Raw genomic sequence first — 15,720 nt, 5'->3', positions numbered from 1 at the left:
GATTCTGGACATAAAAGAATAAAGGGATAAATAGTGAAGCAAAAGCTAGTTTTTAAAGTGGCATCAAGCTCATTAATTATGTAGAAGAATGGTAGTAACTGCTTGAAATGCTTATAAACAACTAGCATTAAAGGTTTGGTATTTAGCAATTTTATGCTGATAAGAATTAATATAAAACCTTGAGGTAGTTTACATGGTCAACCCTGATAATCACTCTCCCGCGGCTAATAATAATGACAAGCACCCGCAAGCGAAAAAACCCATCTCCATGCTATCGTGGCTGGTATTGCTTATCGGTCTTGCCGCGCTCGCTTTTGCGATATACAGCGCGCAAAACCTCAGCAAAGAAGAACCGATAGAAACCATTACCCGTGAAGGGGTGGTGATGCAAATTCAAAAATTAAATCGTTTGGAGACGGTGGCGTTTAGTGTCGATACCGTTATCACTAGCCAAAAACCAGGCAGTTGGATGAAGCTGTGGCAAGATGAGCAAAAGGGTTTGTTTATTGCACGCGGGCGCGTAGAAGCAGGGATTGATTTGAGTGCGTTAACGCCAGAGATGGTACAGGTGGTGCAGCCAGAGATTGATGTTGAACAGCTGCAGGAAGCTGATGCTAATACGCCTGTCTCAATGATGCCGCAAATCAATATCACCTTGCCGCCGTCAGAAATATTTTCTGTTTATTTAGACGATATCGAAATCTATGATTGGCAAACGGGCGCTTTTGGTATGATGCAGGTCGATCCAAAGATCTTGCAACAAGCGCAAAGTATGGCGAAAAAAGAAGTGCTTGAGCGTGCTTGCCGCGGTGATGTGATGAATTTAGCATTAGAAAATGCGCAAACCCAATTGCAGCAGTTGTTTTCATTGACCGGTGCTGTCGTAACGGTAACCACGCAGGGCGCAGGCGCGTGTCAAATGCCAACGGCTTAATACTTAAAATGGTTTAACGAACCACTACGCCACTTAACAGATGTTGCTTGAATTTATTGGTAATAGGGTTACTATATTATATAGCAGGACTTATTTATCATTAACGACAGCCTTATAAATGCTGTCGTTGAAATAAGCTTATATGATATAAGAGGTGGCATCTATGACAACTTCCAATAATCAGCCCTCCGTTCATGAGAAACACGAATTAATCAAGCAGCCTAAAGCAAAAGAATCGCTACCTTTTGCGACGTGGGTGCTGCTCATCATAAGCTTTACTTGTCTTGCGTATGCTATTTATACCATTCAGACACGAATAGTAAAGCCAACTATCGATATCGATAGTGCAGCACAAAGCAGTTTGGTGCAAACTGGCAGTGTGCCACAAGAGGTAGCTCAAGTAGAAAACTAGCGCTTTTTACTAAAAATGTCAGCGTTGTTTTTTAAATTCAGCAATCGCCAGTTGTCGTGCTGCCTTATGCTCAACCATCGGCACAGGATAAGCAGTATCAGCAAACTGACCGCCCTTTGTGAGCGCTTTACGCATTTTATCTTCACTATGCAAAATACTGCTCGGCACGTCTTTTAATTCTGGCAGCCAAGTCTTAATAAATAATGCATCAGCATCATGACTCTTAGCTTGGCTAAAAGGGTTCATAATACGGAAGTAAGGTGCGGAGTCTGTGCCTGTCGACGCGCTCCATTGCCAGCCGCCATTATTGGACGCAAAATCACCGTCTATTAGCTGCTTCATAAAATAGCGCTCACCTAAGCGCCAGTCAATCAGTAAGTCCTTGGTAAAAAACATCGCCGTCACCATCCGCAAGCGATTGTGCATAAATCCGGTCGCATTGAGACAGTGCATGGCCGCATCGACCAATGGCACGCCTGTCTTACCTGTACACCATGCCTTAAAATCATCCTGATTATATGACCAGTGAATCTTGTTATCGGTTTCTTCTTTATAAGCTTTATGGCGAATCAGCCCGGGCTTATCATCTAAAACATGACGATAAAAGTCACGCCACGCCAGCTCACTTATCCAGCGATTAATATCGTTGTTATCAGAGCTGCTAAAGTTGTCGCTATCATTACCCTGTAATCTCTCTAATGATTTTGTGGCTTGCAGATAGCAAAGTCTTGGGCTTATTGCGCCAATAGTGAGGTAAGCTGATAGCTGGCTGGTCGCTTGCAAATTTGGCACATCGCGGCTGATGTCATAGTTATCGATATCATCAGCGATGAAATCCTTTAAACGCTTGCAAGCAGCATCTACACCCGCTGGATAAGCCATCCTAGCGTGCTCAAGCTGAGCACCAAAATCAATGTGCTGATACTCTACAGCAGTCTCTAACTGTTTCTGATAATCTTCGACGGCTTTTTTACTGAGTTGTTCTATGTCTTTAACAGTATGAGCGCTATCTTTTGCAGTTTTTAGGGCGGTTTTTGACTGATTATTTACCGCCATGGCTTGGTGCATTTGTAAGCTGCTAACATCTAAAGTGTGCTGCCATTTGTTATAAAATGGGGTAAAGACCTGATACATGCTATCGTCATTGGTGGTAATGGTTTTTGGTGGCAAGATGCACTGGTCGTGCCAGCGGATAAATTCGATATCGGATTTAGCAAGTTGTTTGGTTAGTTCTTGGTCGCGGTCAATCTCATTACCTTCGTACTCATGATTTGCCATGACAACACTGATATCATTTACCTCACACAACGTGCTTAGCGTCTCAACACAGTCAGAAAAGCTGGCACAGAGCTGGACGGTTAAGTTGATATTTAAGCGTTTTTGCAAAGAGGTTGCTAAGAGTGGCAAGGTGCGGGCGATATGATCGAGCTGGGTGAGTGACATATCATGTGCATGCCATTGTTCAGGCGTCATAAAAAAAATAGCGCTGACTCGCGCATTATCCTCATTTGCACGTTCACAAAGCGCTGCCAATGCCGTATTGTCATGAACTCGCAGGTCACGACGAAACCACATTAAATAATGTGCGGGGTTTGCACTCGTCGTATTATTGCTAGCAATGTGCTGAGACGTTGCCGCCACCGTTTTAGACATTCTACCTTTCCTATATTAATCAATCGCAATCATAAACAAAACTGTGAATAAAAGTATGCTAGGATAAGTTTTTGGATGCAATGGATTTGCCATTCAATTAACAAATCATCATATTTGCTTTTTAGCGTTGGCAATCAATATTTATCGTCATCTATGTATTCGAGCCAATCTATCAACGTTATATTTAGTGTCATGTCTATTTTATGTTATATCTAAGGTCACATTATGCAGGTGAAGTTTTGTGGTTTTACCCAGCCTAGTGATATTAAAATGGCTGCTCAGTTGGGTGTCGATGCCGTCGGCTTGGTGTTTTATCCACCAAGTCCGCGCGCTGTTACTATTGAGCAGGCGCAATTGCTAAGTGCTTCTTTGCCCGCTTTTATAAGTGTCGTGGCCTTGGTGGTCAATATGCCGCGAGCAGAACTTATTGAACTGGCAAACCATGTCCCTTTTGATATCATTCAATTTCACGGTGATGAAACGCCCGAACAGTGTCAGCAGCTGGCAAGCGCGGTCAATAAACGCTGGATAAAAGCCTTACGTATTAATACCGAGCAGCACACCACTGCTGGCGTAAGCGCTCAAATTGATGAGTTTGCTGTTGCTGGCGCGAACAGTATTTTGCTCGATGCTTACCATCCTCATAAGTATGGCGGCACAGGTGCACGTTTTGACTGGAGTTTGCTACCGCAAGACAGCTCGCTGCCTATTATTTTAGCGGGCGGGCTTGATGCCGACAATGTCGCTGCTACTTTAGAGCTGCCGATTTATGCCGTCGATGTCAGTGGCGGTATTGAGTCGGGCAAAGGTAAAAAAGACGCTGCCAAAATGCGTGCCTTTATGAAAGCAGTTAAACGCGACCGATGGCAAAACGAGACGCCGAGCGAACCTTCGAATAACAGTAATTAGCTTTTTAACGGTGGATTTATATTTATTAAATAGCTCATTACCTAAAATCTTTCCCTTTATTTATTCTAAAAAATACCACTTATTATAGTAGGAATTATCATGAGTCATGTCGCAAACAAAGATGTATCTGCTACTGCTAAAGCTATCAATACCTTTACCAATCCAGAAAACGTACAAGACTTTAACCAATATCCTGATGCGCGCGGACATTTCGGTGTGCATGGCGGTCGTTTTGTGTCTGAAACCCTGATGGCAGCGCTTGAAGAGCTTGAAACCTTATATACCAAAGTAAAAGCCGATCCGGCGTTTTGGGAAGAGTATCATAACGATTTGGTCAATTATGTCGGTCGTCCAACCCCGCTTTATCATGCCAAGCGCTTGAGTAATGAGATTGGTGGCGCGCAGATTTATTTTAAACGCGAAGACTTAAATCATACGGGCGCGCATAAGGTAAATAACACCATCGGGCAGGCGCTACTTGCCAAAATGTGCGGTAAAAAGCGTATCATCGCCGAAACTGGGGCGGGACAACATGGCGTTGCGACGGCAACGATTGCTGCGCGCCTAGGGTTAGAGTGTATCGTTTATATGGGTGCCGATGATGTCGAGCGCCAAAAGATGAACGTCTATCGTATGCGTTTGCTTGGTGCGACAGTGGTGCCAGTGACTTCAGGTTCGCGGACGCTGAAAGACGCCATGAACGAGGCCATGCGCGACTGGGTGACTAACGTTGATACGACCTATTATATTATTGGCACGGTTGCAGGGCCGCACCCTTATCCGCTACTGGTACGTGATTTCCAAGCGATTATCGGTAAAGAAGCGCGTATTCAACATTTAGAAAAAACCGGTAAATTGCCTGATGCGTTGGTTGCCTGTGTTGGTGGTGGCTCAAACGCGATTGGTCTATTCTTTGATTTCCTAAACGATACTGAAGTTAAAATGTATGGTGTCGAAGCGACAGGTGACGGCATTGAGACCGGTCGTCATTCAGCGCCATTGGCCGCTGGTCGTATCGGCGTATTGCATGGCAATCGTACTTATCTAATGGCAGATGATGAAGGCCAAATCCAAGAGACGCATTCTATCTCAGCGGGACTTGATTATCCGGGCGTTGGCCCTGAGCACAGCTTCTTAAAAGACATGAAACGCGTCGAATATGTTGGCTGTACCGATAAAGAGTCATTGGAGGGTTTTCATGAAGTGACGCGTAAAGAAGGGATTATCCCTGCGCTTGAATCTGCTCATGCGGTCGCCTATGCGCTGAAGCTGGCTAAAACCATGACGCCTGAGCAAAGCATTATCGTTAATATGTCAGGTCGCGGTGATAAGGATTTGCATTCGGTAATGAAAGCGGAAGGTATTGAGTTGTAGCCACGTATTGTACTGCACCCTATAAATCCACTTTTATAAAATAAATTGATTGGCTCTTTTTAATATATATAGAGCCAATATAGCCAGTTTGAATTAATTGTAGAGAACACTATGACCCGAATTGAAAGCACCTTTGAAACCTTAAAAGCCCAAAATAAAAAATCCCTGATTCCTTATGTAATGGCAGGCGATCCAACCCCTGCTAACTTTGTTGGCTTACTACATGACTTGGTTAAGCACGGCGCAGATATGATTGAAGTCGGCTTGCCGTTTTCTGATCCAATGGCCGATGGCCCAACTGTTGCATCAGCTGGTGAGCGTGCGTTAGCAGCCGGTACTAGTACGCGTGATGCACTAAACATGGTGGCAGAATTCCGCAAACAAGATACGCAGACGCCGATTATCTTAATGGGTTATCTGAATCCCGTGGAAATCATCGGTTATGACAATTTTGTCGCTTTATGCGAGCAATCAGGCGTCGATGGGATTTTGATGGTTGATTTGCCACCAGCTGAGGCGGGCAGCTTCACGCAGCATTTGACTGAGCATGCGATGAATGAAATTTTCTTATTATCGCCAACGACTTTGCCTGAGCGTCGCGAGCAAGTTCTGACCCATTGCGGTGGTTATATTTACTATGTGTCATTAAAAGGCGTGACCGGTTCGGCGACGCTCGATACCGATGATGTGGCTACCCAAGTGCAAGCGATTAAAGCCGAGACCGATTTGCCAGTATGTGTGGGCTTTGGTATTCGTGATGCGGCCTCTGCCAAAGCGATCGGTCAGCACGCCGATGGTATTATCGTCGGTAGTGCGCTGGTGCAAAACTTTGCTGTTATCGATGCTAAAGATGCGACTGCGGTTGCAGCTGCTCAGCAAAAAATTATGGCAAAAATGGACGAGTTACGCGGCGCACTTGATAGTTTAACCGCCTAATATTATATCGAGTTTATTGGTATCTAAATTTGAAAGGCTTAGAAGGTCAGCGCAATTTTTATAACAATGTTTATAAAGACACAGGCAAATGACTTTGCTAAAGTTAGTTTACGTGTGTAAACTAACATCCCATATAGATTGTTACAGTTGCGCATAAGCGTGCTTTATAACTGCTGATGTTTAAGGCTATGTGACTTTTAAATTGATTCTTATAAACGGACTTCTTAGGGACAAGAGACTAAGCCAATGAAACCAACCTGGCCAACTTGTCGATAAGCCTTTGATAATGGCGAACATTATGACTGATACGATAACAAAACCTGATATGACCACTGCAAATAATACTGAAACAAGCACGACTGAAAAAAATGGCAGTTCCGCTGGGCAATCATGGTTTGAGCGCCCGATACCGGGCATTAAACAGCAACTGACCGCACCTTTGACGGCTGTCGAAACTGAACCGTCAACCAAGTGTAGCAGCTGTCATTCGATGATTACCAATACGGCGCTGATTTTCAATTGCTATGTCTGCCCGCATTGTGACCATCATTTACCGATGAGTGCTCGTGAACGCTTAAACTGGCTACTCGACCAAGTAGAGGGTGAGCTAGGACAGCAATTCACTGCCAAAGACCCATTGAGCTTTGTGGATAGTAAGCCGTATCCGCAGCGCATGAGCGAAGCACAAGACAAAACCGGCGAGTCTGAAGCAATGATTGTGATGTATGGTAAATTGCGCAACCTTGATATCGTGACGTGTGCCTTTGACTTCCGTTTTATGGGTGGCTCTATGGGCTCCGTGGTCGGCGACCGTTTTGTAGAAGCGGCTGAAAAAGCCCTTAAAGATAAAGTACCCTTAGTCTGCTTTGCGGCCTCTGGCGGTGCGCGTATGCAAGAGGGTCTGCTATCCTTGATGCAAATGGCTCGTACGGCAGCGGCGATTGAGCGTTTGCGCTTAGCTGGCGTGCCATATATTGTAGTATTGACCAACCCTGTTTATGGCGGGGTGACGGCATCGCTTGCTATGCTTGGCGATATTCATTTGGCAGAACCAAAAGCCATGATTGGCTTTGCTGGTAAGCGCGTGATTGAACAAACGGTGCGTGAGACGCTAGAAGAGCCGTTCCAGCGTGCCGAGTTCTTATTAGAGCACGGGGTGGTTGATGAAGTGGTACATCGTCATCAATTGATTGATACCATTTATCGTCTGCTGGCAAAGTTATGCCGCGTACCGAATGTTGATGCTTAACATGTGCTGAGCTGGTTTAGTAAACAGACAATCGAGATCGTTATGACTTAATAGCATTTATCGTCAATCACGGTAAATGCTATTTTTGCTTTTTGGCTAGGTAGTTATATACTGTCTCTATTTCTTATTTAACCATTTTCTCATTCTCTATTTTCCCGAAAATTTCATATAGGTTCCGCCCATGTCTGACTCTACCGTTTCTAATTCTAACATTCCTAATGAGCACTCGAGTTTGACCGAATGGCTCGATTATATGCAGCAAATTCATGTCTCGGCGATAGATATGGGCTTATCGCGCGTATTGCCGGTTGCTGAGGCGTTAGGCGTGGTACAGTCAGCCAAAGACGATGCTTATGTATATACCGTAGCGGGCACCAATGGTAAAGGCTCAACGACCGCGGTCATCGCGCAGATGTGCCAAGCGGCAGGTTATAAAACGGCACTGTATCAGTCACCGCATCTGAGTGTGTTTAACGAGCGCGTGCGTATCAATGGCGAGATGGTCAGTGATGAGACGTTGATTGATGCCTTTAACAAAGTAGAGGCGGCAAGGTTACAGTGCGCTTTAACCTTATCATTTTTTGAGATGACAACATTGGCCGCACTATTAATCTTTGCCGAAGCAGACTGCGATGTTTGGGTATTAGAAGTGGGACTCGGCGGTCGCTTAGATGTGGTTAATATCATTGATCCTGATATGGCGGTGATTACCAATATCGCTATCGATCATGTCGATTGGCTAGGGGACAATGTTGAAGATATCGGCCGTGAAAAAGTGGGTATTTTACGCGATGGTATTACCTTAGTTTATGGTGCTACTGCGATGCCAGCGAGTGTGCAACAAGCGATTGCTACGCATCAGGCAACTTGTTATCAAGCTGGACAAGACTTTGATTATCGTGAAGTAGATTCCGACGTTTGGCAATATAGTAATGCTGCTGTCACTATGCAACTACCGCGTCCAGCACTGTCATTGACCAATACCGCCAATGCTTTATCAGCGGTGCTGGCAAGCCCATTAAATATTGATAAAAGTGCTATTGAAAAGGCATTGCAGACGGTCAAGCTCGCCGGTCGTTTTGATTATAGTGAGACCCATAATCGCCATTGGCTATTTGATGTGGCGCATAACGAGCAAGGCGTTGAGTTTTTATTGGCGCAATTATTACCGCTTTGGCAGCAGCATTTGGCTAAACAAAATAGTTGCGAACACTTAAGTAGCAGGCCTGCCAGCATTAAAATGCTGTTTTCTATGTTGGGCGATAAGGATATCAATAAAGTCGTGCAGCGTTTGACTGAAGCGGGCTTGCCTATTAGCGATTGGTTTATCGCTGAGATTGATTATCCACGTGCAGCAAGCTCATCGCAGCTGCAAAGTATTTTAGCAAGCTATGTTGATAAGGCACAAATACATGCGTTTAAACGTTTATCAGAAGCCACCGCTGCTGTTATAAAGGGCAGCCAAGCGCAAGACTTAATCGTGGTATGTGGCTCGTTCCATACAATTGGCGAGGCGCTAGCGGCGCTTGCTGCTGATAATTTAAATTAAAATCATAATGATTTAATGTTAGTCTTAGCAGAAGCATGATAGCAGACAGTATAAAAAATATGCTTTATAATCAAACTGCTTTAACATACTGCAATACAATGTTATGTACAAATTAAAATGGATATGTACAGCTTGACTTAGCATTTAAAAATGGCTGGACGTAACTGGCGGCGATATTAAGTTTCAAAATTGTTTATTAAAGCTATATAAACATAGCTTGGGACGATAGTTGCGCCGCTCAATCAACCTTATTACCAACTAAGAGACGTAAACGGATGAACTTTTCGAGACAAGCCTTATTGGGCATTGGGATGATTATTGGCGGTAGCGTGATGCTGTACGCCATGGTGCAACAAATTGGCGATAGCAATAAAACAAAACCTGCTTCAGCGATGATAGAAAAACAAAGCCCGGCGCAAGAATCTCCACAACCCTTGACGACTGATATCGAGACTGAAAAGCGCATCTTGGCACAAAAACAAAAAGAGCGCGCCGCCCGCGTAGCAGAGCAAGAAAGACGTGCACAGCAATTTTTAAGTGAGCAAGAGGCGGCTGAAGCGCAAGCATTGGCCAAAGCGCGCGCCGAAAGTCAGCAATATTTGGCAAGCACCGCACCTGCTAAAGATAAAGAAGCCGAGGAGAGTAAAGACGCTGAACAAGACACGGCGACCGCGACCAAATCTAGTACAGATAGCGATAATACTGCCACGGCAACTGAGAGTGATAATAGCGCCCGTGAGCAGCAAAAAGTGGCTCAAGCGCAACAAGAAGCCAAGCTGAAAGAACAAGCAGCAGCTAAAAAGCTAGCAGAGAGTAAAAAGGAAGCGGAAGCAAAAAAACAGGCTGAAGCTGAGAAAAAACAAAAAGCTGCAGAAATCGCTAAAAATGAGGTGCCAAAATCGCCTACGGATTATCAGGTCAAAAAGGGTGATGGGCTGATTAAACTGGCACGGCAACACAATATGCCCGTAGAAGTCTTGGCACAAGCGAATAACCTTTCACCGTCGACCTCGCTACAACTGGGTCAGAATATCACCATCCCATCGCGTCAGCAGGTTGATCGCTTAGCACGTGAAGCAGCAGCGGCTGAAAAAGCGCGTGAAGAAAAGCGTCAAAAAGAAGAAGCGTTAGCCAAGAAATCGGCCGATGCCAAGCGTGAAGCGCAGCAGAAACTGAACGAAGCGCGTAAAGAAGTGAAAGAAACCGATGCTAAAGGCAGTTTTGGTGTACAAGTGGCACTGGCGAATGACCAAGCCAAAGCGGATGAGTTGGCAAAAAAATTCCAATCAGCAGGCTATCAAGTCAAAACCAGTCCTACCAGTCGTGGTGTGCGCGTCATCGTCGGTCCTGAACGCGGTAAAGTGGCCGCTTTGGCGCTAAAAGATAAGATTAATAGCGACCCGAAAGTTAATACGACAAGTGCTTGGGTTTTATACTGGCGCTAAAATAAATTTAAATTGCTGCAATCTGATAGCCATTAGCGCTAAATAAACCGCACAATTTTAACTACGCCCGTTTTCACTTTTATCATTCTCACTAAATTTTTTAACACGACATCTATTGTCGTGTTTTTCGTTTTATCGTTTGCCGATTGGGGCCAGCTTGGTTACGATGTGCGCCGCTATTTTCTGTTTCTTCCTGTTCTTTTCTGTACTGTATAACCTGTCAGCCTATAAAGGCTGCCCTGCCGCGGTTAGCTATGTTTCGTCATTTTATTTAATGACATCCTCTACGTAGCTGACGGCTTTCATTATGTATAAGGTAAAACCATGTCATTTGGCGTTATATTTTTAATATTGGCAGTTGGATTTGTCGGGCTGATCACCCTGCCAAAACTGTTTTCTGATAAGCAGGCCACTGAGCCTGAGCCACCACCTGTGCGCGGTGATGAGCTGGCTATTTGGCCATTTGCGCCCATGCCTATTATGACTGATACGGAAGTTATCTTCTTTAAAAAGTTAAAAAATGCCTTGCCCGAATATCATATCTTTGTCCAAGTTCAGCTGTCTCGTATCATTGAAGCAAACAGTGACGAAACCTCGGAGCGTAGCTTTTGGTTCAATCGCATTTGTCGCCAAAGCGTCGACTATGTCATCGTGGATATCGATGCGCAGACTACCTTGCTGGCCATCGAGCTTGATGATTGGACGCATAATAGTAAAGCGCGGCAAAAGGCGGATGATAAAAAGGATAAAGCGCTTGCCAGTGCCGGTATTGCTATCGTGCGCTTTCATGCCGAACGCATGCCGAGTGCCGATATGCTCAGATATGAACTGATGCAGGTGATTGAGAGTTATTGAGGTTATAATAAAAACTTAACCTTTATCTTTTGCTTAGCCAAGCTTTTTAGGATAAATCACAATCGGCCTGTCACCTTCAAAATATAATCCTGTTCTTAAAACACCGTTTTCAGAATAGATAAGTGGTAACAGCCGATTGTCATAAAAGTCGCGCTTGCTAAACCATTCAATATAATGAGCGGCGCGTAATGCAGTTACATCAATCGTTGCAAGCGTGGCATTATCAGCTTTATCGCACCATTCGTGCATCGGAAAGCTAGGTGTTAGCCAATGAGGGTAGACGAAATTAGCGATGTTCATTGGCAAAAAGAAGCGTCCTTTAATGACGCCATAACGCTTATCAATCTTCACTTGGCCATGACTTTTAGTCTCGACCCACACCGTACGAAACTGTTTGGTTTGCATGTGGGTCATTTTGCGCTGTAAATTGTCGTTAGAATTGATACCGACCCAATTTATCGGCGCAAACGGTGCTGAACCCATAAAAAACTTAATCGCCAGCTCCCAATGCTCAACCAGATTGTCTTCATGATTATACAAAATCAAATCCAGCTCGCCTGTTGTCTGCTTGACATTGTATAACTGCACGTTATTGGCAAGCGTCTCGTACCGATGTAATTTGCGTGCAAAGCCATCTTCTAGCCAAAACGATAACAATCCTTCAAAGTGAAAACCCAAGCGATTGGGGCTAGGACGTTTTAATAAATAGCGGGTTAATGCCTGATAGTCATTGGTGGTATCCAACTCTTTTAAACGCGGCTTATAAGCTTCAAACTGCTGTTGCCAAAAGTCTGCGCTATGTATTGCAACTTTGTGGGTAGTTTGATGCGGTGCGAAATCCAACCACGTCGTCAAGACGTTAGGGCAGGCGAGTACATACGCCAAATCACGCACAAAAGGTCGCCGATAAGCTTCCCAAGGTGCATAGCTATCAAGGCGCGGCGTAAGCTCAGACATAGGACAAACCAGAGTAAATATAAAGTATTTACCCTAGCGACTTGCTTACTAAAAGTCTATAGCGAATCGTAATATGTTAAGATTGTAGTCATCTGGCAGAATATATGATTGCCAACCCTTTAATAATACAGAGGATTAAGTTATGAAGTACCTTTTGTAAATCGACTTTCCTTATAGCGGTCCTTTTGGTAGTGCGTTTTTTGATGCCATGAAAGAGTTGGCTGAAGATATCGCAACCGTAAACGGTCTGGTCTATAAGCTATGGACAGAAAATGAAGCAACGCAAGAAGCGGGCGGGATTTATGTGTTTGATAATTTGGACGATGCCAACAGATATTTAGAAAAGCATACCCAAAGACTGACTTCATTTGGTTTTAAAGATATCAAATCCAAAATCTTTGTTATCAATGAAGCGCTAAGTGCGATTACTAAAGCGTCTTTGTAATACTTTATGAAGAATAATGAGCATAAAAAAAGCCAACCATTGATATCAATGGTTGGCTTTTTTGTTTAACTACTGTGTTTGGTCGGAACGGCAGGATTTGAACCTGTACAACGCGCGTAATAGTATTATATTGCACTACTAAACGTAGTAAACACAAGGGCTTAAATATTTAACGTGCAATACAATGCAATGGTTGTTGTGAAATCTGTGCCAAAATTTGTTCCAAGAGTGCGAGTAGGGGTGTGAGATACTCGAACTCTTTTTGATGGCAGTTAATATAAATCAGTTAAAAAGAAACATAATTAAATCATATGTTTATAAAAAATGGTTTTGGTTGATTTAAACTGATTTACTGCAAACTGCGCCAAAAACTGCGTCATGATTTAAGCAAAAATCTAATTATCTGCTGCTGCGTAACGTAGGTTTCCAACGATACGACGAGCCCAACCCTTACCGAAAGTTTGCCAAATGCGAAGGTTGGTGAAAAACTCTAGCCGCTCCGCTAAGAATAAAAACACTACGTCATTTTTATCCATCTCCGCAACTGCTGCAAGCGTGCGCGGACCAATCAACCCATCAGCAGTAACGCCAACTGCACGCTGCAGAAACTTAACAGCTTGGCGATTGCCGTGATTATATGCCGCATCTGTCAACTGCCATGCAATCAATCGGTCTAACTGATCGCCCTTCACTGCTTTATAGTATGACTTCTCGGTAATCGCTTTAGCAGTAGATTTTGGCAAACTACGCATTGGACCGTTATAGCCGTTTGCACGGGCAACACGTTTCGTCACGCCCCACATCGTTTCACCGCCAGGGTCGCTTGGATGATTGACGTAACCGCCTTCATGCAGCATCAATCGCTCAAAAATTGTGTCGAATACGCTCATAAATTTTACCTTATTTTTGACATTAAAAAAGCCTCTAAGTAGAGGCTGTATTTAATGATGATTATTATTTGCCAAAGATTGCAAACGCTGCATCTTTAACTTCTTTTATCACTTCAGCAAGCGTCTTGCCCTGCCACAGGGCTATAGCTTGATAAACAATGCCGATAGCTAACATGCCAAAGACGGCCCATAACAACATAACAAACCCGTGTGTCATCACGCTGTATGTTTGTAGCTTATAGTACTCAATAGACGCTTCGCCGCCGTACAAACTAATCGTGACTGCGATTGTAAACTTAATAATCACCGAGATATTGACTTGTATCTTACCGTCCCTGCCGATGTCGCCGCTTAGCATCAGACCAAGAATGGCGCCAATGACAGCTGCAAAAACTTTGGGCAGAAACGCCAAAAGCTTTAGTAAGATTATGTCCAAAAAAGGGGTGTTATTTGGCATACGCTTTCCTCAAATTTTAGATAATAAAAAACCCTCGTTATGAGGGTTGGTCTGCTATGCAAACTTGACGTTCATGTTGTCCATCGCCAAACACTCAACTATCTTCAGCAAGGGTTGCTATGTTGGTCAATCGGACTTCGCTACTAACTTTCCATTCTCAATAATCTCTGTCGCGTCATTTGCTTGTCTTGGTATTTCAATAATTGCTTGACCTGTCTCCAATACCTCACGGCTTAATAAGAACTCAGGCATGTCAAGCGTCTTTAAAATAGTACCTGTTGATGCCTCATACACTGCATAAATCATAAACTACCTCCTCATTGTAATAGAGTGAATATAGCGATTAGATATATCAACAACTCCTCCTGATGTAGCAATAATTTGCAACTCATATGTTCCTGCTACCATTGTTGTGTCATGGCGCGACAAACTGAATGTTGAGCTATTTCGTGTTTCATTCTCCACTATCACAGTATGAGAATGTGAACCTGAACCCCTAGTGTCACCCCACGCCGTAACGAAAGCACCATTCACAACAGGGTAGCCGTAAGAGTATTGGTGGGTATGCGAGCCGCTATCCGATGTAGAATAGGCTTTCGAGGTATTAGTTTCGTTATAGAATACCTCTAAGTCAGTCAGTATAGGTACGCCATTCTTTAGTATTCTACATTTTAATTGCTGTCTGGTAGAAAACTCTGTGAACGAGAATACACAGTTAAAGGTTAGCATTGTAGCACCCATGTCCGATGGCACTGTAAGTTCTTGAATAGTTTTGTAGGAATTACCCACGACAATAACTGCCTCGGTGAACGCAGATTTTGGGGCTGTAATAGCGTTGCCTGCGACTTGTAACGTATCAATAGAGCCTTTCGGCGCGTAGAAGTCACGCATATAAGTGCCAGCAGGCACACTCACACCGTCAATCACTTGCGGATTGGTCAGTACCATGAAAGGACTTGTGCCGTTCACATCGTTAGGATTGTCAGATGGTGCTGATATGCTAAACCTGTCGGCTCTCACATCAAAGGCACTTGTCGCGCCATCGTTCATCAGTCCAAATCCTGATATTTTACCGCCACTGTCTAGCTTGACCGTGTATTGCAAGTTAATGCCGTCGATACTACTTTGCGCTGTCTGTATGCTTGCTGTATTACCTGCTACTGTCGTTTGCAATGTACCAACTGATGTTGCTGTGGCATTGGTTTTTGATGTTGTGGCTGTCAACTCGGTTTGTATCGTTGCGATATTGCTTGTCGCGGTGTTTGCTTTACCTAGCGCCTCAGTTGCTGTTGCTTGCGCTGCATTGGCTGCTGATTGTGCATCGGTTGCGGCTTTATCGGTTACGATTGACCATGCGTTGCCATCCCAGCGCTTAGGCGTGTTTTTACCTCCTGTTGTATCAATCCATAAGTTTTGCGCTAATTGCTTAGCTGCAACCGGCGTTGTTGAGCCAAAGATAACCTCGCCTTTATTTCCCGCTGCTGTCGCTGCTGCGTTGGCGGCAGTTTGGGCGGTCGCTGCATCAGCTTCAGCTTTGTCAGCTTTAGACTGTGCTGTGTCAGTTGATGACTGCACGGTATCGACACGTTGCGACAGCGCTGTGTCGGCATCGGTGCGAGCAGTAACTTCGGTCTGTATGGCAGCCGTATTCCCAT

General features: G+C 44.2%; 15 protein-coding genes and 1 pseudogene. 10 read left to right on the top strand and 6 right to left on the bottom strand.

Annotated elements, in window-relative coordinates:
* Positions 1-193 precede the first annotated feature (193 nt).
* Together JFC07_RS06260 and JFC07_RS06255 are read left to right on the top strand one after the other, a co-directional pair.
* Positions 194-934 (top strand): DUF4230 domain-containing protein, encoded by a 741-nt coding sequence (locus JFC07_RS06260; RefSeq protein WP_198328660.1) that lies wholly within the window; start codon positions 194-196, stop codon positions 932-934.
* Positions 935-1,097: 163 nt separating this feature from the next.
* The gene (locus tag JFC07_RS06255) at positions 1,098-1,346 is read left to right on the top strand and encodes a hypothetical protein (protein ID WP_198328659.1); all 249 of its coding nucleotides are present in this window, start codon (positions 1,098-1,100) and stop codon (positions 1,344-1,346) included.
* Between the two features lie 18 nt (positions 1,347-1,364).
* On the opposite strand, the gene JFC07_RS06250 is transcribed toward JFC07_RS06255, so the two are convergent.
* Positions 1,365-2,999 (bottom strand): cryptochrome/photolyase family protein, encoded by a 1,635-nt coding sequence (locus JFC07_RS06250; protein ID WP_198328658.1) that lies wholly within the window; start codon positions 2,997-2,999, stop codon positions 1,365-1,367.
* 225 nt (positions 3,000-3,224) lie between these two features.
* Between JFC07_RS06250 and JFC07_RS06245 the strand changes: the two genes are divergently transcribed.
* The 7 genes from JFC07_RS06245 (at position 3,225) to JFC07_RS06215 (ending at position 11,316) form a co-directional block, all read left to right on the top strand.
* Positions 3,225-3,908, top strand: a complete 684-nt coding sequence (locus tag JFC07_RS06245; protein ID WP_190295464.1) for a phosphoribosylanthranilate isomerase — start codon at positions 3,225-3,227, stop codon at positions 3,906-3,908.
* A 99-nt stretch (positions 3,909-4,007) separates the two neighbouring features.
* The gene (gene trpB / locus JFC07_RS06240; RefSeq protein ID WP_227671257.1) at positions 4,008-5,282 is read left to right on the top strand and encodes a tryptophan synthase subunit beta; all 1,275 of its coding nucleotides are present in this window, start codon (positions 4,008-4,010) and stop codon (positions 5,280-5,282) included.
* 111 nt (positions 5,283-5,393) lie between these two features.
* Positions 5,394-6,218, top strand: a complete 825-nt coding sequence (trpA, locus tag JFC07_RS06235) for a tryptophan synthase subunit alpha (protein ID WP_198328657.1) — start codon at positions 5,394-5,396, stop codon at positions 6,216-6,218.
* Positions 6,219-6,504: 286 nt separating this feature from the next.
* The gene (gene accD, locus JFC07_RS06230) at positions 6,505-7,467 is read left to right on the top strand and encodes an acetyl-CoA carboxylase, carboxyltransferase subunit beta (RefSeq protein ID WP_198328656.1); all 963 of its coding nucleotides are present in this window, start codon (positions 6,505-6,507) and stop codon (positions 7,465-7,467) included.
* A 181-nt stretch (positions 7,468-7,648) separates the two neighbouring features.
* Positions 7,649-9,016, top strand: a complete 1,368-nt coding sequence (locus JFC07_RS06225) for a bifunctional folylpolyglutamate synthase/dihydrofolate synthase (RefSeq protein WP_198328655.1) — start codon at positions 7,649-7,651, stop codon at positions 9,014-9,016.
* A 275-nt stretch (positions 9,017-9,291) separates the two neighbouring features.
* Positions 9,292-10,461, top strand: coding sequence for an SPOR domain-containing protein (locus JFC07_RS06220; protein ID WP_198328654.1), 1,170 nt, complete (start codon positions 9,292-9,294; stop codon positions 10,459-10,461).
* 324 nt (positions 10,462-10,785) lie between these two features.
* Complete coding sequence (locus tag JFC07_RS06215; protein ID WP_144296353.1) at positions 10,786-11,316, top strand: DUF2726 domain-containing protein; 531 nt, start codon at positions 10,786-10,788, stop codon at positions 11,314-11,316.
* 33 nt (positions 11,317-11,349) lie between these two features.
* Here JFC07_RS06215 and JFC07_RS06210 read toward each other — a convergent pair whose 3' ends face one another.
* Entirely contained in the window at positions 11,350-12,273 is a 924-nt protein-coding gene (locus JFC07_RS06210) for a DUF1853 family protein (RefSeq protein ID WP_198328653.1), read from the bottom strand.
* 160 nt (positions 12,274-12,433) lie between these two features.
* Here JFC07_RS06210 and JFC07_RS06205 point away from each other — a divergent pair, with 160 nt between their 5' ends.
* Entirely contained in the window at positions 12,434-12,718 is a 285-nt protein-coding gene (locus JFC07_RS06205) for a monooxygenase (RefSeq protein ID WP_227678267.1), read from the top strand.
* 395 nt (positions 12,719-13,113) lie between these two features.
* Here JFC07_RS06205 and JFC07_RS06200 read toward each other — a convergent pair whose 3' ends face one another.
* The 4 genes and pseudogenes from JFC07_RS06200 to JFC07_RS06185 form a co-directional block, all read right to left on the bottom strand.
* Complete coding sequence (locus JFC07_RS06200) at positions 13,114-13,608, bottom strand: glycoside hydrolase family 108 protein (RefSeq protein ID WP_198328652.1); 495 nt, start codon at positions 13,606-13,608, stop codon at positions 13,114-13,116.
* 64 nt (positions 13,609-13,672) lie between these two features.
* The gene (locus JFC07_RS06195; RefSeq protein WP_198328651.1) at positions 13,673-14,065 is read right to left on the bottom strand and encodes a hypothetical protein; all 393 of its coding nucleotides are present in this window, start codon (positions 14,063-14,065) and stop codon (positions 13,673-13,675) included.
* A 126-nt stretch (positions 14,066-14,191) separates the two neighbouring features.
* Positions 14,192-14,371: a hypothetical protein gene (locus JFC07_RS06190; protein WP_198328650.1), complete on the bottom strand. Its 180-nt coding sequence runs from the start codon at positions 14,369-14,371 to the stop codon at positions 14,192-14,194.
* Positions 14,372-14,374: 3 nt separating this feature from the next.
* Positions 14,375-15,720 (bottom strand): annotated as a pseudogene (locus JFC07_RS06185) (hypothetical protein); the annotation flags it as partial.

The organism is Psychrobacter faecalis, assembly GCF_016107575.1.
Lineage (GTDB): Bacteria > Pseudomonadota > Gammaproteobacteria > Pseudomonadales > Moraxellaceae > Psychrobacter > Psychrobacter faecalis.
This window is presented reverse-complemented; position numbering and strand designations above follow the sequence as displayed.

Coding starts and splice junctions, on each gene's coding strand:
- JFC07_RS06260 (WP_198328660.1), top strand. CDS start 194: ATGGTCAACCCTGATAATCACTCTCCCGCGGCTAATAATAATGACAAG.
- JFC07_RS06255 (WP_198328659.1), top strand. CDS start 1,098: ATGACAACTTCCAATAATCAGCCCTCCGTTCATGAGAAACACGAATTA.
- JFC07_RS06250 (WP_198328658.1), bottom strand. CDS start 2,999: ATGTCTAAAACGGTGGCGGCAACGTCTCAGCACATTGCTAGCAATAAT.
- JFC07_RS06245 (WP_190295464.1), top strand. CDS start 3,225: ATGCAGGTGAAGTTTTGTGGTTTTACCCAGCCTAGTGATATTAAAATG.
- trpB (WP_227671257.1), top strand. CDS start 4,008: ATGAGTCATGTCGCAAACAAAGATGTATCTGCTACTGCTAAAGCTATC.
- trpA (WP_198328657.1), top strand. CDS start 5,394: ATGACCCGAATTGAAAGCACCTTTGAAACCTTAAAAGCCCAAAATAAA.
- accD (WP_198328656.1), top strand. CDS start 6,505: ATGGCGAACATTATGACTGATACGATAACAAAACCTGATATGACCACT.
- JFC07_RS06225 (WP_198328655.1), top strand. CDS start 7,649: ATGTCTGACTCTACCGTTTCTAATTCTAACATTCCTAATGAGCACTCG.
- JFC07_RS06220 (WP_198328654.1), top strand. CDS start 9,292: ATGAACTTTTCGAGACAAGCCTTATTGGGCATTGGGATGATTATTGGC.
- JFC07_RS06215 (WP_144296353.1), top strand. CDS start 10,786: ATGTCATTTGGCGTTATATTTTTAATATTGGCAGTTGGATTTGTCGGG.
- JFC07_RS06210 (WP_198328653.1), bottom strand. CDS start 12,273: ATGTCTGAGCTTACGCCGCGCCTTGATAGCTATGCACCTTGGGAAGCT.
- JFC07_RS06200 (WP_198328652.1), bottom strand. CDS start 13,608: ATGAGCGTATTCGACACAATTTTTGAGCGATTGATGCTGCATGAAGGC.
- JFC07_RS06195 (WP_198328651.1), bottom strand. CDS start 14,065: ATGCCAAATAACACCCCTTTTTTGGACATAATCTTACTAAAGCTTTTG.
- JFC07_RS06190 (WP_198328650.1), bottom strand. CDS start 14,371: ATGATTTATGCAGTGTATGAGGCATCAACAGGTACTATTTTAAAGACG.